The 19,852-nt window shown below is 70.8% G+C and carries 16 protein-coding genes; 4 read left to right on the top strand and 12 right to left on the bottom strand.

Going from position 1 to position 19,852, the window contains the following annotated elements; genetic code table 11:
* Window positions 1-22: 22 nt before the first annotated feature.
* From ACRX5W_RS30905 to ACRX5W_RS30875, 7 genes are all read right to left on the bottom strand, one after another.
* Window positions 23-2,218 (bottom strand): 5-oxoprolinase/urea amidolyase family protein, encoded by a 2,196-nt coding sequence (locus tag ACRX5W_RS30905; protein ID WP_436791692.1) that lies wholly within the window; start codon window positions 2,216-2,218, stop codon window positions 23-25.
* Complete coding sequence (locus ACRX5W_RS30900) at window positions 2,215-2,841, bottom strand: urea amidolyase associated protein UAAP2 (RefSeq protein ID WP_436791691.1); 627 nt, start codon at window positions 2,839-2,841, stop codon at window positions 2,215-2,217. The genes ACRX5W_RS30905 and ACRX5W_RS30900 overlap by 4 nt, the downstream gene beginning before the upstream one ends.
* Complete coding sequence (locus ACRX5W_RS30895) at window positions 2,838-3,617, bottom strand: urea amidolyase associated protein UAAP1 (protein WP_436791690.1); 780 nt, start codon at window positions 3,615-3,617, stop codon at window positions 2,838-2,840. The genes ACRX5W_RS30900 and ACRX5W_RS30895 overlap by 4 nt, the downstream gene beginning before the upstream one ends.
* Window positions 3,614-5,173 (bottom strand): amino acid permease, encoded by a 1,560-nt coding sequence (locus ACRX5W_RS30890; protein ID WP_436791689.1) that lies wholly within the window; start codon window positions 5,171-5,173, stop codon window positions 3,614-3,616. Before ACRX5W_RS30890 ends, ACRX5W_RS30895 begins: the two co-directional genes overlap by 4 nt.
* A gap of 612 nt (window positions 5,174-5,785) precedes the next feature.
* Entirely contained in the window at window positions 5,786-6,763 is a 978-nt protein-coding gene (locus ACRX5W_RS30885) for a DUF4232 domain-containing protein (protein ID WP_436791688.1), read from the bottom strand.
* Window positions 6,750-7,331 carry a SigE family RNA polymerase sigma factor gene (locus ACRX5W_RS30880; RefSeq protein WP_436791687.1) on the bottom strand — a complete coding sequence of 194 codons (582 nt, stop codon included), beginning with the start codon at window positions 7,329-7,331 and terminating at the stop codon, window positions 6,750-6,752. Before ACRX5W_RS30880 ends, ACRX5W_RS30885 begins: the two co-directional genes overlap by 14 nt.
* Window positions 7,332-7,458: 127 nt before the next feature.
* Window positions 7,459-9,660 (bottom strand): molybdopterin-dependent oxidoreductase, encoded by a 2,202-nt coding sequence (locus tag ACRX5W_RS30875; RefSeq protein WP_436791686.1) that lies wholly within the window; start codon window positions 9,658-9,660, stop codon window positions 7,459-7,461.
* 250 nt (window positions 9,661-9,910) lie between these two features.
* On the opposite strand from ACRX5W_RS30875, the gene ACRX5W_RS30870 reads away from it, so the two are divergent.
* From ACRX5W_RS30870 to ACRX5W_RS30860, 3 genes are all read left to right on the top strand, one after another.
* Window positions 9,911-10,456 (top strand): hypothetical protein, encoded by a 546-nt coding sequence (locus tag ACRX5W_RS30870; RefSeq protein ID WP_436791685.1) that lies wholly within the window; start codon window positions 9,911-9,913, stop codon window positions 10,454-10,456.
* Between the two features lie 1,315 nt (window positions 10,457-11,771).
* Complete coding sequence (locus ACRX5W_RS30865; protein WP_436791684.1) at window positions 11,772-11,951, top strand: hypothetical protein; 180 nt, start codon at window positions 11,772-11,774, stop codon at window positions 11,949-11,951.
* Window positions 11,952-12,207: 256 nt separating this feature from the next.
* On the top strand, window positions 12,208-14,208 hold the full coding sequence (locus tag ACRX5W_RS30860; protein WP_436791683.1) for an aconitate hydratase: 2,001 nt from the start codon (window positions 12,208-12,210) through the stop codon (window positions 14,206-14,208).
* A 99-nt stretch (window positions 14,209-14,307) separates the two neighbouring features.
* Here the strand turns inward: ACRX5W_RS30860 and ACRX5W_RS30855 are convergent, their stop codons facing one another.
* The 3 genes from ACRX5W_RS30855 to ACRX5W_RS30845 form a co-directional block, all read right to left on the bottom strand.
* Window positions 14,308-14,514, bottom strand: a complete 207-nt coding sequence (locus ACRX5W_RS30855) for a ferredoxin (protein ID WP_436791682.1) — start codon at window positions 14,512-14,514, stop codon at window positions 14,308-14,310.
* Window positions 14,515-14,572: 58 nt separating this feature from the next.
* Complete coding sequence (locus ACRX5W_RS30850; protein ID WP_436791681.1) at window positions 14,573-15,847, bottom strand: cytochrome P450; 1,275 nt, start codon at window positions 15,845-15,847, stop codon at window positions 14,573-14,575.
* Between the two features lie 258 nt (window positions 15,848-16,105).
* Window positions 16,106-16,690, bottom strand: a complete 585-nt coding sequence (locus ACRX5W_RS30845) for a TetR/AcrR family transcriptional regulator (protein ID WP_436791680.1) — start codon at window positions 16,688-16,690, stop codon at window positions 16,106-16,108.
* 163 nt (window positions 16,691-16,853) lie between these two features.
* Here ACRX5W_RS30845 and ACRX5W_RS30840 point away from each other — a divergent pair, with 163 nt between their 5' ends.
* Entirely contained in the window at window positions 16,854-17,474 is a 621-nt protein-coding gene (locus tag ACRX5W_RS30840; RefSeq protein WP_436791679.1) for a TetR/AcrR family transcriptional regulator, read from the top strand.
* 214 nt (window positions 17,475-17,688) lie between these two features.
* Here ACRX5W_RS30840 and ACRX5W_RS30835 read toward each other — a convergent pair whose 3' ends face one another.
* Window positions 17,689-18,993: an ABC transporter substrate-binding protein gene (locus tag ACRX5W_RS30835; RefSeq protein WP_436791678.1), complete on the bottom strand. Its 1,305-nt coding sequence runs from the start codon at window positions 18,991-18,993 to the stop codon at window positions 17,689-17,691.
* A gap of 335 nt (window positions 18,994-19,328) precedes the next feature.
* On the bottom strand, window positions 19,329-19,559 hold the full coding sequence (locus ACRX5W_RS30830) for a ferredoxin (RefSeq protein ID WP_436791521.1): 231 nt from the start codon (window positions 19,557-19,559) through the stop codon (window positions 19,329-19,331).
* Window positions 19,560-19,852 lie beyond the last annotated feature (293 nt).

Below are 19,852 nucleotides of genomic sequence, written 5' to 3'. Positions count from 1 at the left end.
GTGAACCGGGAAATCCATACCGTCAACGCGCGGCCCACCTTTCACGTTCCGCCGCGAACGCCGCTTCGCGGCGAGCGGTGAACTGCGCTGCGTCGCTGCGCAGTTGTTTGGTCGTCAGCACATTCGCGGCGGTGAGGTCGTCCCACCCGAGGGTAGCCTCACGGACTTCCGGCCCGGCCTTGCCGGTCGCGATGTCGGCGCGGAGCCGCAGCAGTTCGTCGGCCGAGACGGGGCGGAACCGCAGGCGGTCGAACAGCCGCAGCAGCCAGGGGGTTTCGCCGTCGGCGCCGGTGAGCCGCCAGACCGGGATCGTACGTCCGACCAACTGGTATCCGCCCGGCCCCTCCATGCCGTACACGCACAGGTACACGCCGCCGATGCCGACCGCGTTCTCCGGCGTCCAGGTCCGCGCCGGATCGTATTTCGTGGTCACGAGCCGGTGCCGTGGATCGAGTGGCACCGCGACCGGCGCACCCAGGTAGACGTCCCCGAGGCCGACGACGAGGTACGTCGCCGCCTCGACGATGTCGAACACCGCTTGGCGCGACGGGAGATCGTTGACTCGCCGGATGAACTCCACGTTGTCGGGGCACCACGGCGCGTCCGGGCGGACCCCGCGCTCGTACCGCGCCATCGCCTCGTGCGCGGCCGGGTCGTCCAGTGATATCGGCAACACCACTTCGCGTACCGGGAGTTCGATGTCTCGCGGGTCGGGCAGCGTACGCCACGCCTCGCCGATCTCGGCAGCGAGCACGGCGTGCCGCAGTTCCTCGGGGGCGAAGGCGAGCAGCAGTGACCGTACGCCTTCCACGGCTTCCGTGATGCCCGGCAAACGGCGCTCGGAAAGGGCACGGGCCAGCAAGTGCACCTGGAGACGCACCGTCAGATCCAGTCGCGGAGGCCCCACTTCGACGAGGACGTGGTGATCGCCCGCCCTGCGCACGGTCAGGGCGGGACGCGCGCGGTCCGCCGCGACTTCGAGCAGCGGTGCGGGACGCGTCGGATCGATGGCCGGGCGGATTTCGGTGACGGAATCGTCGGCCGCGACCGCGGTGTCGGCGCGCGTGGGCGTCGGCAGGGGCGGCTGGTCGGAGCTGTGCCCGCCGGAGACCTCACGCCACGCGGACGCCGCCCGAGGGTCGGCGAGTTCGGCGGCACGGGCCCGGTCGGCGCGTTCGGCCTCCTCCGGCGACACCGGCACCAGACGCACCCGGTCGTCCGGTCGCGCCTGCGCGAGCTTCCAACGGTCGGCCCTGATCACCACCGCCGGGACCACGAAACCGCCGAGGCTGGGTCCGTCGGGGCCCACGATCACCGGTGTGTTGCCCGACAGCATGACCCCGCCCACCGGATAGGCGCTGTCGTGGATGTTGCTCGGGTGCAGGCCCGCCTCGCCGCCGTCGCCGCGCGCCCACTCCGGTGCCGGGCCGACCAGGCGCACTCCGGTGCGGTCGGCGCGGTGGTCGACGCGCCACTGCGCCGCGAACAGCGCCGCGGCTCCGGTGTCCGTCAGGTGTTCCGGCGCGCCGTGCGGCCCCGCGACGACGCGGATCTCCCAGGTGTCCCCAAGTTCCGGCAGCACGTCGGTGACGTCGACCGGTGCCGCGAGGTTCTCGGACGAGCCGATCGGCAGTACGTCGTCGGCGGCCAAAGCCCGCCCGAGGTGACCGCCGAATTTGCCGAGCAGGAACGTCGTCCGGCTGCCCAGCACCGAGGGGACCGCGATGCCGCCGCCGACGGCGAGATACTGCCGCAGTCCCGGGCCGCGAGCGTGGCCCATGTCGAGCACGTGGCCGGGCTCGACCCGCGTCACGCGGCCCGCCGGCACCGGACGGCCGTCGAGCGTCGCCTCGTTCACGGCTCCGGTCAGGCACACCAGGGCCCGTCGGAGGAACCGCAGCACCGGCCCTCGGAGCACGGCCTCCAACCCGGCCGCTGTCGCGGGATTGCCGACCGCGGTGGTGGCGAGCGCGAAGGAGCGGTCGTCGAACGCGCCGGACGGCGGCACGCCCACGCCCCACAGGCCACGTCGGCCCCCAAGGTCGACGACGAGTGTCTGGACGCCGGGATCGATGACCGTGAAGCACGGTGTCGGCGCTGGGGCCGCTTCCGTGGCGGCCCCATCCTGTGCCGTGGCCCGTATCGCGCCGGGCGGTGTGCCAAGGGGCGCAGAAATCGCGCCGGGAGTTGTACCGGGGGTGTCGAGTACGAAGGTCACCGGGCCCACCCCACGAGGCGAACCGGGGTCGGGTCGTAGCCGTTGCACGGGTTGTTCAACTGGGGGCAGTTGCTCACCAGCACCAACAGGTCGCGCTCCGCCCGGAGTTCGATGTGCTTTCCGGCCGCCGAGACACCGTCCTCGAAGGTCAGTCCGCCCTCGGGGGTCAGCGGGACGTTCATGAAGAAGTTGACATTGTGCGTCAGGTCACGCTTGTCCAGCCCGCGTCCCCACTCCATGGCCTGCCGTACGAACGTCGTCCGGCACGCGTGCTGGTGGCGCGTGTGCTCGCCGTAGCGCACCACGTTGCTCTCCTGCGCGCAGGCGCCGCCGAGTGTGTCGTGCCGCCCGCAGGTGTCGTCGACGATCGTCGCCAGCGGGTCCAAGTCGACCGACAGCAGCACGGAACCGGTGGTCAGATAGACCGCTCCCTGCTCGCGGACCGTGTCGACGGCGCTGTAGCGGTTGGCGTGGTCGTGGGCGTCGAAGAACAACGTGTCGACGGCCTGGTTTCCGTACAGGTCGACGACCCGCAGCCGCGCACCGGCCGGGATCTCGCCGATCCAGCCGTCGCCCGCGCCCACGGTCACATCCACCAGCACGTCCGCTTCGGTGAGCGTCATGCCAGGCTCCTTTCCACCGCCGCCAACGCGCGGCCGGATTCGGGGCGGAACACCCGGGACGGATCGCGGGGCCCGGGCTCGGGTACCGACGAGACGTCCGCGCGCAGCCGCGCCGGGGCCCAGGCGGGGTTCGGGTCCATGGGGTGCGGTGCGGTCGACAGCATCACCAACACGTCTTGTTCGGCGCGCAGTTCGACCCAGTCACCGGCCCGGGCGTGCCCGGGGACGTACGCCAGCGAGCCGCGCTCGTCACCCGCCGGCACCACCTTGGTGAACAAGTTGAGCGTCGCGTGCAGATCGCGTTTGCCGAGGCCGTGCTTCCACAGCTCGTCCAGCAACCCGGCCCGCGCGCTGCGCCGCCACGCGTTGCGGTCGGCCGCGTAGTCCGACGCTCCGAAGCGCGCGCGCACCTGGGCGTCCGTGCTGTGCCCGGTGATCGCGTCGTGCCAGTCGAGCGACGACCCGGTCATGGAGGCCAGCGCTCGGCCCATGTCCGACATGAGGACGAGCGGTGGCCGCACGCACGCCGACATCTGCGCCTTCAGCGTGTCCGGAAGATTCAGCCTTTCGAGTGGATCGGACGCGGCGAACATCAGCACCGCGGCGTTCGCCCCGTCGTCCAGGCAGGTCAGGCGCAGCGCGCGGTGGCGCCCGAGGCGAACCGTCCAGGCACTTCCGGCCGCGATGTCGTGGGCGTACGGCAGCCCGTGCGCGGCCTGTCCGGCGACCGCGCCGCCCGCGGACGGCCTGGGCGTCGTGTGCTCGACCGGGGTCATGACGCCACCCCCGCAGCCGCCGTGCCCGAGGCCGCGGCCCGCGTGCGTTCACGGCGCAGCCGGGCGTACGCCGCCGCGCCCGCCGCCACCGCGACGGCCACGAACAACGGCGCGAACCACCGCAGGTACCAGTGGCCGCCGGCCGGGTCGTACACCTCGGCCCTCGGCCAGGCGATGTTCACCGTCATGAGCAGCCCGTACGCGACCGCCCCGACGTTGACGACCAGCCCGAACCGGCCGAGCGAGAAGCCCTCGTGCGGGGACAGCCGGCCGCGCCTGCGGGCGATCAGCATGGGCAGCGTCACGAGCAGGTAGGCGACGTAGACCAGGACGATCGCGACCGATGTCAACGCCGTGAACAGCTCCGCGCGTCCCATGTTGACCACCAGCAGTGCCGCCGCGAGGACGCCCACGACCAGCGCCGGCAACACGGGGGTGCCGGTGCGCGGCGACACGCGTGCGAGCCGTCCGGAGGCCGGCAGCACGCCGTCGCGCGACATCGAGAACACCAGCCGCGTCGCGGCGGTCTGGATCGCCAGCGTGCACACGAACATCGCGATCGCGACGTCGACCAGCAGCGCTTTGCCGAGCCCGGTGCCCAACTGCGAGGTGATGACGTACGGCAGTCCGCCTGCCGCGAGTTCGCCGTCGGTCACACTCGGCGCCGCCATGAGCGCGCCGAGCAACAACAGCAGGCCCATGACGCCGGAGGCAACCAAGGCCCGCACGATCGCCTTGGGCGCGGTCTTGCGCGGGTTCTTGGTCTCCTCGGCCAGTTCGCCCGCGCTGTCGAAGCCGTACATCACGTACGCGGCCATGAGCGCCGACGCGAGGAAGGCCGTGAAGTAGCCGCCGCTGCCACCCGCGCCGCCGGTTTCGGCCACCACGGACGGACCGCGCTCGGCGTGGCCGAACAACAGGATGATCAGCAGGACGATGCCGACCAGTTCGCATGCCACCCCGACGCTGTTGACCAGCGACATCACCTTGACGCCCACCGCCGTGATCACGGTCGTGACCACGATCAGGAGCGAGCCGAGCAGGACGGCGTTCGTCGCGCCGTCGGTCGACGCCAACGACGTGTCGGTGCCGACGATCTGGAAGCCCGACCAGATGCGCGGCAGCACCACCTGAAGGGCGATGGCCGCCGCCGCGACCGACACGATCTGCCCGATGAGCATGAGCCAGCCCGCGAACCATCCCACAACGCCCGTCGACAGGCGGCGCGACCACTGGTAGACGCAGCCCGCGATCGGGTAGCGGGCGGCGAGTTCGGCGAAACACAGGGCCACCAGGAGCTGCCCGGCGAACACCACGGGCCATGTCCAGAAGAACGCCGGCCCGCCGAACGAGAAGCCGAACGCGAAGAGTTGGAACACGGTGGTCAGGATCGACACGAACGAGAATCCGGCCGCGAAGGATGCGAACGAGCCCAGGTTGCGCCGCAGTTGCTGCGGGTAGCCGAACGACGCGAGGTCGCCGGCGTCCGCGGCATCGGCCGTCTGTGCGGCGGACGCGGGAGGAGCCGGAGGGGAACCGGTGCTGATCGTGGACATGGGAAGCCTTTCCGCGAGGAGGGAAGGGCACGGCGACGAAGGCGCCGCTGAAGAGGCGTTTGCCGGGGAGACGCTGCTACGAGGAAGCGCCGAAACCCCGCGTGCCGGACGAGGAAAACCGGACACGCGGAAACAAGTGAGACGGGTGCCGCATCGGGCGCACGAGCCCGCAACGGAGCCGACGTAAGACAACCGATCCGCGGCAGCCCGCCGAAGAAGCGGCCACTCGCCGTCCGAACGGCCCTGCACCCGGATAGTTCTGACGAATCGTCACAGCAGCTCCCGGGACCGGGATCCGGACGTACCGGATCGACCTGGCCTCCCGGGCTTTTCTCCCGCCGTGGAACGGGGCCGGCGGCCCCGCCTGCGGCTCTCGGACCAGCCCCGCCGACGCCTTCGGCACCCGGCGGCGGAACCCTAGCCGCGCCCCGCCGTCGCAGCGGGTCGCCACCCAGTACAGGCACACGCTGTTACCGGCGAAGTCCCGTTGTATTGCGGCAATGTGAAAGAGATCTGACAGGCACCCGCATCGGTTCGACAGCCCGGAACGACCAACCCGCCGGGCGCGTCGGCCGCCAGGCGGGTTCGTGGTCGGAGCGGTGTGTCACATGGTCAACGCGCGTACAGGTACCTGTTGAGCTCGGCGAGGTCGGTGTTCCAGAAGAACGTGCCGGGGTAGGGGCCGATGTCCAGGGCGCCGCCGAGGGATGCGGGGATCGCCACGTCGATCGGGTTGCCGGTGTAGCCGTCGTTGTCGCTGTTCCGGAGGTTGACGGCGAACGACGTGACCTGGTCGACCTGTTCACCGGGCTTGAAGAGGAGCAGGCCCGAGTACGCCTTCTTGCCCGGCGCGATCGTCGCGACCTCCGCCGGTGACTCCATCGGGCCGACCGGGTCGTGGGAGCCGTCGCCGAAGACCACGTCCGGGTAGAAGTAGAGGGTGCAGCTCGTGGAACCGGTGTTGGTGGCCGTGAGGAGGATGTGCCTGCCGGAGTCGTGCGGTTCGGTCGATGCGATGATCGAGACGTTCCTGTCGGTGCAGGCGCTGACTGCGGAGCTTCCGCCGTTCCCGGAACTCCCGCTGGTGGTCGGGGAGTTGCCTTTCGTGGCGGCGCCACCGGGCTTTGTGGCGCCGGGGGTGGCCGAGGTGCCCGGTGCGGTGGTGGTCTCGGCTTGGCCTGTCGTGTTCGTGGCTTCGGGGAGAGGACTCCCGGGCGGGGGCGGCGCCACCGCGGTGCCTGTCGGGTCCGGCGCGATCGCGGTGCCGGTCGGCGCCGGCGGGGTCGTCGGCGCGGTCTCCGTCGGAACCGTCGTGGCCGGGGGCGCGGGCAGCGGATTCGCCGCGTCGCCGGCGTCGCCGCTGCCCGCGAGCGCGACCGCGGCCACCACTGCGGCGGCGGTCACCGCCGAGGCCGCGCAGGCCGCCCACCCGGCTCGGCGGCGCCGGATGCCGCGAAGGCGGGCGTCGATGCGCGGAATGTCGGGCGGCGGCACGGCAACCTGGTCCGCATGTGCGGTGAGCCGCGCGCGCAGCCAGTGCTCCGCCGCGGTGCCGGCGTCGCCCTGTGTGCGGTGGTCAGGCCCGTCCATGCTGCTTTTCCCTCCTGGCTTCCTGCCTGTCTTCCTGGGTGGCGGTCGGCGGTAAACCGGTCCCGCCCGCGGGTGCGACGTCGGCGAGGGCCGGGTCGGCGCGGAGCTTCGCCAGGCCGCGCGCCGCCTGGCTCTTGACCGTACCGACCGAGGAGCCCATGATCAGCGCGACTTCGGTCTCCGACAGGTCCTCCCAGTAGCGCAGGACGACGGCGGCGCGTTGTCTGGGCGGCAGGTTGAGCAGTGCGGTGCGCAGGGCGTCGCGCTGGTCCACGAGCAGCGTCGGGTCCGGCGCGGGCACGTCGGGGGTCTTCGCCCCGAACAGCAGTGCCGGCCGTTTCCGGCGGAAGCGGTTGTTGTTGCAGTTGACGAGGATCCGGCGCACGTACGCGTCCGGCCGCTCGCTCGCCTGGATCCGCCGCCAGGCGGCACCGGCCCGTGCCAACGCGGTCTGGGCCACGTCCTCGGCTTCCGCGTGATCGCCGGTCATCAGATACGCGGTCCGCACCAGCCGTGGCCACTGCGACCGGACGAACTCATGGAACGCGGCTGCATCGTCAGGTCCCAACTCGCACCTCCCTACTCCCCCAAACCCGGGTCCGGCGCCTCGCGGTTGCACGGCCGCCGAGACTTTTCGCGGGTCGGGGGGAAGGGTTGCGACGGGGGCGCCCGTGCGATGCGGGCACGGCCGCGGGTCAGCGTACGGGCGACACCTGCACGCGGAAGCCGTTGAGTACGGCGGTTCCGGACAAGGGGTCGAGCCTTGTGCCGTCGAGCAGTTGGTTCACGTTGACGCCGGGGTGGGCCGCGGCGACTCCGAGCCGGGTGCCGGGGCGGTCGTGGCCCCAGCCGTGCGGCAGGCTGACCACGCCCGGGCGTACTCCTTCGGTGATCTCCACCTCGGCCTCCACCTCTCCGCCGTCTCCCTTGATCCGCGCGGTGCCGCCGGCCGCGAGGCCGAGCCGTACGGCGTCGTCCGGGTGGACGTGGAGGGTGCAGCGGTTGGAACCGCCGGTGAGCGCCGGGATGTTGTGCATCCAACTGTTGTTGGAGCGCAGGTGGCGCCGTCCTACGAGTTGGACCGTGCCGGGGGCGGGAACGGACGCGAGGGCGGCGCGCAGCCGAGGCAGGTCGGCTGCGATCGGCGCCGGGAACAACTCGATCCGCCCGCTGCGGGTCTTGAGGAGCCCGGGAAGTCTCGGTTGGAGCGGGCCGAGATCGATGCCGTGCGGTGCCGCGCGCAGGGCGTCGAGGGTGAGTCGGTACGGACCGAGGCGCAGCATCATGTCGAGGCGCCGTTCGGGCCCGGTGTCCCCGGTGAGGGTGGCGGCCACGGCCTTCGGGTCCAGACCGTGGACGGGTGACCGCTCGTCGGCGACGGCTTTGGCCAAGGTGGACTCGACGGCGCCTTCGTCGACGTCCAAGGGCGGCGCGCCGTGCCTTCCGGAGACGGCCAGGATCAGCCGCGCGTGGATCTCGCACTCGTCCATGCGGCCGGGCGCGAGGGGCAGGACGGCCGGGCTGTACCGGGCCTGGTTGCGCACCGCCAATCCGGTCAGGGCGTAGTCGAAGTGGGCGCTCTGCGAGGGCGGCGGCGGGGGAAGCACGACGTCCGCGTGCCGGGTGGTCTCGTTGAGGTACGGGTCGACCGCGACCATGAAGTCCAGGGCGTCCAGCACCGCGTCGAGGCGGTCTCCGTCGGGGACGGACAGGACGGGGTTCGCGGCGACGGTGACCAGCGCCCTGACGCGTCCGTCGCCCGGGACCTCGATCTCCTCGGCGAGGGCCACGATGGGCAGTTCGCCCTTGACCTCGGGGTGCGCGGAGACGCGGCTGGTCCAACGGCCGAGGGTGAAGCCCTTTCCCGGGCCCGCGACGCGGGGCGCGGGGGCGGTGGCGGAGAGCGGGAACAGGGCGCCGCCGGGTCTGTCGAGGTTGCCGGTGAGGATGTTGAGGACGTCGACAAGCCAGTTGGCGAGGGTTCCGTGCGCGACGGTCGACGAGCCCATGCGTCCGTAGACTGCGGCGGCGGGAGCGGCGGCGAGTTCGCGGGCGGTGGAGCGGATGGTGTCGGCGTCCAGATCGCACGCCCCGGCGACCGCCTCCGGAGTGAACTCCTGAACCGCTTCGCGGACTTCGGCGACTCCTGTCACATGGGCGGCGAGGTCGCCGAGCCGGGTGAGGTCTTCGGCGAAGAGCGTGTGGACGAGCGCCGCGAGGAAGAGCGCGTCGGTCCCGGGGCGGATCGCGAGGTGCCGGTCGGCGATCCGGGCGGTGCGGGTACGGCGGGGGTCGACGACGGTGAGGGTCCCGCCCCGCGCTCGCAGCGCCTTGAGACGGCCGGGGAAGTCGGGGGCGGTGCACAGGCTGCCGTTGGAGTCCAGCGGGTTGGCGCCGAGCATCAGGAGGTGGTCGGTGCGGTCGAGGTCCGGCACGGGAATCGCCGAGGCGTCACCGAACAGCAGCCCGCTGGAGACGTGCTTGGGCATCTGGTCGACCGTGGAGGCGGTGAAGAAGTTGCGGGTGCCGAGGGCGCTCAGGAGCAGCCGCGGGTAGAGGGCGCCGGCGACGGTGTGGACGTTGGGATTGCCGAGGACCAAGGCCACGGCGTCCGGGCCGTACTCCTCGATCAGCGGGCGTACACGGGCGGCGATGACGTCGAAGGCCTCGTCCCACGTGGCCTCCCGCAGCTCCCCGTCCTCACGTACGAGAGGGCCCGTGAGGCGGTCGGGGTCGGCATCGAGCTGGGGAAACGCGGCGCCCTTGGGACAGATGAAACCTCGGCTGAAGACATCGTCGCGGTCACCGCGGGCGGCCGTGACGCGGTTGCCGTCGAGCGTGAGCACAAGCCCGCAAGTCGCTTCGCACAGCGGGCAGATGCGCAGGACGGTGGACATGGCGGCCTCCCCAGGGCGTCGGTGGCACGCAGCCAACCGCGAGCCTACGGACGCCCGCCCCCAAGGAACAGGCTTCGACCAGGACACAGGGATGCGCCACAGAATCCGTCAGTCACAACCGCACAAACGCGGCTGCCGCCAAGGGCGTCCGGCCCGATGGGGTCCGCCGCCCTGGTCTACGTCGGACAATGACCCACTGCCCTCGAACGGGTGATGGCGCCGCGGTAAGTTTCGAAGTAATTTCAACGTCATGGGTAACAAGAACGCGGCCGTGAACTTCTCCGAGCTCGTGAACAAAAACAAGCAGACGCTCGCTCGGCTTCAGGAATCGCCGAGACTGCTCCTGCACCGCAGGGACGGCGAGGATCTGGTCCTCACCACCGCGGCGCGGGCCGAACAGGATCAGACGGTGGTGTCGGCAGCCACGCGTATGCTGGCCGCGATGGCACGCCGGGAGCCCGGCAGCATGGAACTGCTGCTCGACATACTGCCGGAAGCATTCCCGTGGGTCCGCTTCCTGCCCGAGCCGGACTTCCACGCGTTCGCCGTCGAGCTGGTCGACACCATGCGGGCCGCCGACTCGCTCGGCAACAGCGCGTCCGTCGCCCAGTTGCTCATCGCCTGGCAGCACACCGCCGAGGTCTACTCCGATCCCGAACTCCTGGCCGCGCTGACCCACGACCACGGCGAAGACTACGGCCCGGCACCGGGACAGCCCGGCACCACCGTCTCAAGGGCGGTCTTGCGCACGGAACCCACCGCGGACAGACCTGCGAGCAATGGCAGATCGAGGTGACCGGCGGCGGCCGTGTTTGGTATCTCCTGGACGTCGCCCGCGGCACCTGCTGGATCACCTTCGCCGGCACCGGACACCCGCGAGCGACAGACCGTCATTGAGTCCTACTCGGTGTCGCCCACGGCGCGCATATCAGTACGTGATGCGCATGGCGGTCATCGATGCTTCTCTGCATCGCCGGGTCAGCCGAAGGCGGAGCGCAAAGCCAGGCGTTTGTCGGCGCCGCCCGGCATATCACCCGACCGCGATCCACTGCCTCAGACCGTTTGACGGAGCCCTCTGGAGACGCGCGAACTCGGCTGCCGTTGTCAGGAGAGTCCGGCCTGTTGCGGGGGCTTCGCCGTGTATGGACGCGCGTACGGTCTCGGGGATTCGGCGGCCTCCCACCCGGCGGCAGAACTCGACGGCGTTGGCAGCAAACGAAGTTCGTGGGCGAGCGGACCAAACCGCCATGGCACCGGCTCCGAATGAGGGTCATGTCAACGGCACACCACGACTCAGGGGGACACGCCGCCATCCGATCTTCTTCGTGGGTACCCCCACGGTCACGTGGGGGTGAACGAAGCTCCTGCGGAGCAGGGCAGGGGGCGGCGGTTCGCCCCTCGGCGGACCGCCGTTGTCGGCCGTCCTGGCCAGCGTGATACGCGGTTGTCGGGACGTTCGGGGGATGGAGGTGGGCCGCGTTGATCCGTGCGTACAAATTCCTGATGAGGCCCACCGTGGGTCAGCGGGGTGCGCTGGTCGCGACGGCGCCGACGCGGGGTACCTGTCCCCCGAACTCGGCGGCACAGGCACCCCACCGGACGAGGACCCCACACCGAGGTCGTGACCACCACGCCGGTTCAGCCGCTGGACTCCCTTGCGCCGCCTGGGTCTTCGGTGCCATGACGGCTTCGGCCCGGGACGCCGCGGCCATTGGGGGATCACCGCGCCCGGGACAGCAGACCCAGGAGGCTTTCGGTGGCGCGGCCCCGTTGGGGCGACAGGGCGGGGCCGCGCCTGGCGCGCCGAGGCCGGAAGGGGGAGATCCCTTGTCGGGCGCCTGCGGCGCGTCTGCCCCTCGGCCCCGCGTCCACGCCTGGTCCGCGGGGAACCTCACCCGGTCGGACCGTCGTCTTGGCGGCCGTATGGGTGGGGAGAGGCGTGCCGGGGCCGGGCTGGTCGGCCGGGGGCTCGCCGAGGCAGACGGCAGCGCTGCGCCCGAATATGCGTACACCACCCGCCGGTGCGACAGCACCACGACCGCCGCCGCGACCCACGTCGTGTGGTGCGGGTAGGCCAGGCGGCGAGAGTGAGCACCGGCAAGACTTCCCACGTGGCATACGCCACCGGGGACGACGGGTCCGAGGCGAACACCGGCAGTGCCAACCGATTCGGCCGCAGCGTTTCGCCCACCGCGGTGCTGCGCAGCGCGGTGCTGCGCAGCGCGGTGCTGCGCAGCACCCGGCCTGGGAGCAACCGCTTCACAGCGTCCACGGTTCGTGCCGCTGCGTGAACGTATGCGGAGATCAGGAAAGAGCACGCCGACCGGCAGGCGCGGCTCTTTCGGTCCGCCCATCCGTGGGGCGCGCGGAGGTATAGGTGCGGCCGGGTCGGGCAGGTGCGAGGGTGAGGTGTCTCGGCACGGCGGAGGTGGCGACCACATCCGGCCCCCGAGGGGCCGAGCGTACGCCGCGGGTTCCGCCGGCGGTCGAGCAGCAATCGCCCAGGCACAGGAGACCGGGCCGTTGACTTCCTTTTCTCCGCGGACTGTGACGCAGCAGCTCATCGCCGCCCACCTGGTCGAGGGCCGCATGGTGGCGGGTGAGGAGATCGCGCTGCGCGTGGACCAGACCCTCACCCAGGATGCAACCGGGACCCTGGTGATGCAGGAGCTCGAAGCCCTGGGCCTGGAGCGTGTGCGCACCGAGCTGAGCGTGCAGTACGTCGATCACAACATCCTTCAGGCCGACGAGCGCAACGCGGAGGACCACGTCTTCCTCCGCTCCGCCGCCCGGCGTTTCGGGCTGTGGTACTCCAAACCCGGCAACGGCGTCTCCCACCCCACCCACATGCAGCGTTTCGGCATACCGGGCAAGACGCTGATCGGATCCGACTCGCACACGTGCGCGGCAGGTTCCCTGGGCATGCTGGCCGTCGGTACGGGCGGCCTCGACGTCGCGCTGGCCATGGCCGGTGAGCCGCTGCACCTGCGCATGCCGCAGATCTGGGGCATCCGGCTGGACGGCGAACTGCCGGACTGGGTCGGTGCGAAGGACGCCATCCTCGAACTCCTGCGGCGGCACGGCGTCAAGGGCGGGGTCGACCGCGTCCTGGAATACCACGGCCCCGGACTGTCCTGCCTGTCCGCGATGGACCGGCACGTGATCGCCAACATGGGTGCCGAACTCGGCGCCACCGCGAGTGTCTTCCCGTCCGACGAAGCGGTCCGTACGTTCTTGCGCTCGGAAGGCCGCGAGGACGACTTCATCCCGCTCGCCGCGGAACCGGGCAGCCGCTTCGACCTGACCGAGCGCATCGACCTCGCGTCGCTCGAACCGCTGGTCGCCAAGCCCACCTCGCCCGGCAACGTGGTGCCGGTACGCGAGGCCGCCGGCACGCCGATCGGCCAGGTCGTCATCGGTTCCTCCGCGAACCCGGGGCTGCGCGACTTCGCCGTCGCCGCGGCCATGGTCAAAGGCCGCCAGACGTCAAAGGAGGTCAGTTTCGACGTCAACCCGACATCGCGCGAGATCCTCCAGGACCTGACCCTCATGGGGGCGACGTTCGACCTGATCGCCGCCGGTGCGCGCATCCACCAGGCGGGGTGCCTCGGCTGCATCGGCATGGGGCAGGCACCCGCCGTCGGGCAGAACTCGCTGCGGACCTTCCCGCGCAACTTCCCGGGCCGTTCCGGCACGGCGGACGACGCGGTGTGGCTGTGCTCGCCGGAGACCGCGGCGGCCTCCGCGCTTGCCGGACACATCACCGACCCGCGCGCGTGGGCCCTGCGCGAAGACGTCGACCCGCCGCGCCTCGACCTGCCGGAACACGCCTCGGTCAACAACGCGATGCTCGAACCGCCGCTGCCGCCCCGAGAGGCCGCCGACGTCGAACTCGTCCGCGGCCCCAACATCTCGGCGCTGCCCGACCTCGACCCGCTGCCGGACGAACTCCGCGGGCCGGCCCTGCTGAAGCTCGGCGACAACGTGTCCACCGACGAGATCTCCCCGGCCGGGGCGCAGGCCCTGCCGTACCGGTCCAACCTGCCGGAACTCGCCCGCTTCACCCTGACGCGGATCGACCCCCGCTACCCCGAGCGCGCCCGCGAGGCCGGCGACCACCTGCTGGTCGCCGGAGACAACTACGGCCAAGGGTCCTCGCGGGAACACGCCGCGATCACACCCCGCCTGCTGCGCCTGCGCGGCGTCGTGGCGAAGTCGTACGCGCGCATCCACTGGCAGAACCTCGCCAACTTCGGCGTCCTCGCCCTGGAGTTCACCGACCCCGCCGACTACGACCGCATCGACCAGGGCGACCAACTGCGCCTCGGCCACCTGCGCACCGCGCTCGCGGATGCCACTGCGGGTCCCAGGCTGACGCTGCACAACGAGACCAAGGGCGAGGACTACCAGGTGACCCACCGGCTGTCCGCGCGCCAACGCACCGCCGTCCTCGCCGGCGGAGCGATCCCCGCCGCCGAAGCCGACCTGCACGGCAAGGCCGCGGCAAGGCCCAAGGTGCGAATCACCGGTGAACGCCGGATCCGATGATCCGCAGTCCTGTTGCCTGTGCGGGACGTCAGGGGCAACAGGACTGTCGATCCGCGGAACCGGACGTGGCCGCACCGGGGCGAGCCGCGGACCGGGCCGTCATCCGGGTGTCGAGTCCTCGGTGACGCTGATGGCCTGCCTGGGGCAGGTGGCCGCGGCGGCGGTCACCTGGGAGCGAAGGCTCTCGTCGGGATTCTCGTCAAGCACTGTCAGCTCGTCGTCGTCGCTCAGCGCGAACACAGTGGGCGCCAAGGGGACGCACAGGGCGTTGTACTCGCACAGTTCGTGATCAACGGATACTCGCACGTTGTACCTCTGCTGGTTGGTGGTGTTCGGCTTTCCTCGGGGCGACCCCGGCCGCGCTTCAGCCGACGGGCGTGAACCGGAGGTGGAGTTCGGCCAGTCCCCGCAGGATGTAAAGGGGTTCGTACGTGAACCGCCGCGCCTCCGCCGGGCCGTGCTCGGCTTCGGAGATCCGGATGTCGGTGGTTCGGTTCAGGAAGCATTCGAGGGTCACCTTCGCCTCGACGCGGGCGAGCGGGCCGCCGGGGCAGGAATGGTTGCCCCGGCCGAAGGCGATGTGCTCGCGGACGTTCGGGCGGTCGATCCGCAGTTCCTCGGGGTCCGGGAAACGCCGGGAGTCCCGGTTCGCGGCGCCGGGGTGGATCATCACCGTGGTGCCGGCGGGAATTCGGACTCCGCCCACCTCGGTGGTCTTGCGGGCCATCCGGAAGTCGCTCATCGTCGGGCTCTCCAGCCGCAGCACCTCCTCGATGAACGCCGGGATGAGGCTGCGGTCGGCACGCAACTGGGCCTGGATGTCGGGGCGTTCGGCCACGATGCGCAGCGCCGCGGTGATCAGGCGGCCCGTGGTGTCGCCTCCGGCCGCGAACAGGAACGTCGAGGTCCGCACGATCTCGTCCACCTCGGGCAGGGACCCGTCCGGGTAGGTGGCCGTGGCCAGTTGCGTGAGGACGTCGTTCCGCGGCGCTCGGCGGCGGTCTTCGACGTAGGCGGCGAAGCGCTGGTGCAGGTACTCCAGCGGGTTGTGCGACAGGACCTTCTCGGTGTCCTCCACGGAGGGCAGGGACTTCCCCTCTTCCAGCTTTTCGCGGAATTCGGGGCGGTCCTCCTCGGGGACGCCGAGGAGGTCGGCGATGACCTCGTTCGAGAACGAGCTGACGTAGTCCCGGAAGACCTCGCACTCCCCCGTGGAGATGAACTCGTCCAGGTACCGATTGGCGATGTGCCACATCGCCTCCTCGTTCTCCTTGAGACGGTTCGGCGTGAGGAGCCGCCGCAGGAGCCCGCGGCTCGCGCTGTGGGCGGCTCCGTCCATCGTCACCAGGAATTCGCTCATCGGCATGAGGTCGCGGTACTGCTCGATCAGGGCGCCGATGTCGTCGCCCTCGACCTCGACCGGAAGGCCCGGGAAGGGCCCGCCCAGCGAGTTGCAGGAGGAGAAGGCCTCGTTGTCGCGGTAGATCTCGACCGCCTCGTCGTACCCGGTGACCTCCAGGACGCCGGGGTGCTTGGCCGGGTGCACCGGGCATCGGGCACGCAGTTCGTCGAAGTGCGGGTACGGATCGGTCACCACGGACAGATCGGTGAAGAAATCCTTGGGCTCGTAGTCGCTCATCGTTCGGCTTCCATTCGCTCGTCGACGGCTCGGGGTGAGGCGTGCGGCGTGGATATGACCCCGGGCAAACTTATTGGGCGCCCGTTCAGCATTGGGCACAGTGTCTACCAGCGCCGGTCGGCAGCGTCAACGTCCGCCAGGTCCGACACCGACGGTGGTGTCGTTTGTCACGGAACTTTTTCCGGCCGGGGAACGGACATCCGCCACAGCGTGCGCGCGTCGAACTCCCGGTCGTGGAGCCTCGGTCAGCCTCGCGGCTCAGCCGCCTGCGGTGTTCTCGCGGATGAACCGCTCGACCACGGCGAGGATGTCCCCGTGTCCGGCGCTCACGCCCATGGCCTGTTCCTGGGCCAGCGACCGGGAGACGGCCGTGAGCAGGACGACGGCATCCGTCGCCGACATGTCGTAGGGGCTGCCCCCGCGCGCCGCGTACACCTTTTCCAGGGCCGTGACCTGGAAGGCCCGGTGCCGCTCGGCGTACGCGGCCAGTTCGACCCGGACGGCCTCGCGGTGGTTGGCCAGCGCCAGGAACTCCACGGTCACCGCCGCCTCCGCCGGCCTGCTCCACAGCTCCCACAGCGCCCGCACCGGGTCCTTTGAGTTCAACGCCTCCGTCTGCCGGGCGAAGTCGTTCTCGGCACGCCTGCGGAACACCGCCACCAGCAGGTCGTCCAGTGTCCGGTAGTAGTAGTGCACCAGCGCGGGCGTGACGTCGGCCTCGCGCGCCAGCCGGCGCACACCCACCGCGGCGTATCCCTCCTCCGCCATCAGTCTCTCGGCGATGTCCAGCAGACGGTGACGCATCTCGGACTGCTCGGTGCCCATGCGGCGGGGTGACGTCATCCGGCCATTGTGCGCGACCGGCCGTACGCGAGGCGCCCCCGCACACTCGCCGGCCCCCGCCGCCGCGGCCGGTACGATGGCCCGATTGCCGGTGGCGCGTCCCCGCTGGAGGCGCTTTCTCCGGCGGCGGTGTCCGCACGATGCGCAGGACGGAGAAGGCGTCATGACCAGGGCGCGCCGAGGGCCCGCCTCCCAGGACCCCAGGACGCGGGACGCCCTGCTCCGGGCCGCGGCGCAGATCATGGTCGAGGAAGGCTACGCGGCCGCGACGTCCCGCCGGGTCGCCGCGCGGGCCGGTGTCAAACCGTCGCTTGTGCACTACTACTTCCCCACCATGGACGACCTGTTCCTGCGGCTCTTCCGCGACAGGGCCGAGGCCGCACTCCGCCGCCAAAGGCAGGCCCTGGCCTCCGACGAGCCGCTCCAGGCGCTGTGGGACCTCAGCCGCGACCCCGACGGCACGGCACTGATCGCGGAGTTCGCGGCCTTCGCGAACCACCGCAAGGCCATCAGGGCGGAGCTCGCCGCCCACACCGAGCGGTCACGCCAGATCCAGGTCGAGGCACTGTCACGTCTGCTCCGCGAGCACGGCGTCGACACGCAGACTCTTCCGCCCGCGGCGGCGGCCTTCCTCCTGCAATCCGTCTCGACTCTTCTCGTCCTGGAAAGCCAACTCGGCCTGACGACGGGCCACGCCGAGGCCGCCGCCCTCATCGACCGCTTCCTGCGGCACCTGAAGGCGACCGAAACCCCGGGCGCGGTCCCGCCCTTGCCCGACGAGTGACCGAAGTCCGCGTCGGCGTCGCGCGGGCGTCGTCGCGTCGCCGGTGCGGCCGGTCCGTGCGACGCGTTCACCGGAGAGCTCGGCGGTCGTGTCGATGCCGGTCACGACACAGCCGAGGCGCGTGTCCGACGTTGCGTACGTCGTGTCGTGCGACGGGCCGCCCGGCCGTCGTGCTGTACGGCCGGGCGGCGGCGAGAACGCGCGGGGCCTCGGATCAGCGGGCCGCCACGACGAACTTGCGGCTGGCAGGGTCGTAGTTCCACAGCACGGCCGGGATCGCGCCGTGCGGGTTCTCGCGGGTGTAGTTCGCCTTGTCGACCATGCGCGGGTTCTGGTAACTCCCCAGGGAGAGGCCGGCGTTCTGGAAGGTCTCGTAGTTGAGGTCGCGGCCGGCCTTCTCGGCGATCGACTGGAAGAGCGACAGCGTGCGGCACGCGGTGTCGACGGAGACCTGCGGCTGCGGCTCGCCGGGCGGCAGGAGCAGCGGGTCGGTCAGCTTGCCCTTCAGGTCGGGGATCGCCGCCTCGACGGCGGCCACACACTCCTGGAGCCGGGGCTCGCTCCACAGGGTGTTCAGCGCGACCGCGGACGCGTTGTTCATGGTGGAGTAGTCGTGCTTGGCCGAGGGGTCGTTGAGGTACGTGCCCACCTGGCTGGTGCTGGTGAACAGCAGGCGGGGCCGGTACGACGTCTTCTCCAGTTGCTTGGGGAACTCCCCGCCGGACCCGCCGACCACGACCACGGTGTCGGCGCCGGACGCCTGGAACTTCTGGATGAAGACACCCATCTGCTGGGCGACGGCGGCGGCGTCGCGGTTGCTCGCGTCGCCGAGGGCGGTCTCGACCGGGGTGATGCCGAGCTTTTGCAGCGCCGGGACGACGATCTCCTTGACGAGCGCCTCCTCGTTGACCGGCGCGACGACGGCGACCTTCTTCCCGACCAGTGCGTTGCCCTGGTTGAACAGCGCCATGGCGTCGGCGACTTCGTCTCCGCCGCGCTGGTCGGAGAACCAGGGGGCCTGTGCCTGCGCGTAGTTCTTCGCGGTGAGCGGACCGCCGATGACCGCGGTCTTGTTGGTCTGCACGTAGCACAGCGGCTCGTTGGCGTTGAACGACCCGATCACCGCGAAGACCTTCTCGTCCTGCGTGAGCTTGACGCAGGTCTCCTGCGCCGCCGCCGGGGACAGGACGTTGATGGCCCCGAACACGGGCACGATCTTGCGGCCGTTGATGCCGCCCGCGTCGTTGACCTTCTTGATCAGCGCGTTGAACGTCGCCTGGTAGTCACCGTGATCGGTCTTGATGAACTGCTTGGCCGCGGTCAGGTCCGGGTAGGCCACACCGATCTTGATGCTGTCGTCCGTCACCCCCGGCGCCACCCGGGCCACCGGCGCGGGACCGCCCGACTGCGAACCGCTGTCGGCGGCGTCCTTTTCCTCGGTCGTGCAGCCGGTGAAGACGAGCCCGGCGGCTATGGCGAGCAGCACCGCGGTGCGGCGTCTGGAGCGAAGCAAATTCACGGGAAGTTCCCTTCCTGGCGGTGGAACCGGAATCCCTCACGAGCCTCGACCGCGCTTGCGTGGCCGTCGACGGGCCGGGGCGCAGACGCGGTGACGACGCCAAGTCCATTGCTCGCGTTCGTCGTCGCCGGAGAGTGGGCGACAGCACAACCCCCGGGAACCCTCCTCGGCCACCGGTTGCCACTTGTTGCAGCAGTTGCCTTGTTCCGGGCGTTGCCAGGCAACCAGGTGCCCGCACACAGGTGGCCAGGGGTGGCTCAACCCCGGCACGCATGCCGAAGGAGGCGGTGTCGACCCGGCAGGGCGTTCGACATCGCCGCCTCGGAACAGACGTGTCACTGCGGTGGGAAGACGCGTTCTCCCGTGGTCGCGTCGCTGAGGGTGATGGCTTCGACGGGGCACGACTCGGCGGCGTCGCGTACGGCCTGCGTGGCCGGGAGCGGGTCGGCGGTCGCGCGTCCCTGGCCGCGCTCGTCGAGGTCGAACTCACCGGGGGCGGTGGCCGCGCACAGGCCTGTGCGCACGCACACCCGCTGGTCGACGGTGGCTTTCCAGTGGTCGGACATCAGTTCGCGCCTTTCGGCATGCGCTTGTAGATCGGGTACGGGTCCCGCACCAGCGTGTGGTCGTACGGATCCCAGTACACCTCGTCGGCAGTACTCACAAAACCTCCACGTAGCGCGCGGACTCGGTGTTACTTGGTCAGGGCGCCGGCGTCGATCGGCAGCGTCACACCTGCGGTCGGGGCCCGGGCGGCGGGACTTCTCAGGTGTCGCCTTGGGCGATGGCGTCGGCGGCGGCGCGGACGGCGTTGATGATGCCCTGGTAGCCGGTGCAGCGGCACAGGTTGCCGGAGAGG

It is taken from the genome of Yinghuangia sp. YIM S10712, from assembly GCF_051388935.1.
Lineage (GTDB): Bacteria > Actinomycetota > Actinomycetes > Streptomycetales > Streptomycetaceae > Yinghuangia.
The sequence above is the reverse complement of the archived record's forward strand: the minus strand, read 5'-3'. Positions and strand labels throughout refer to the sequence as shown.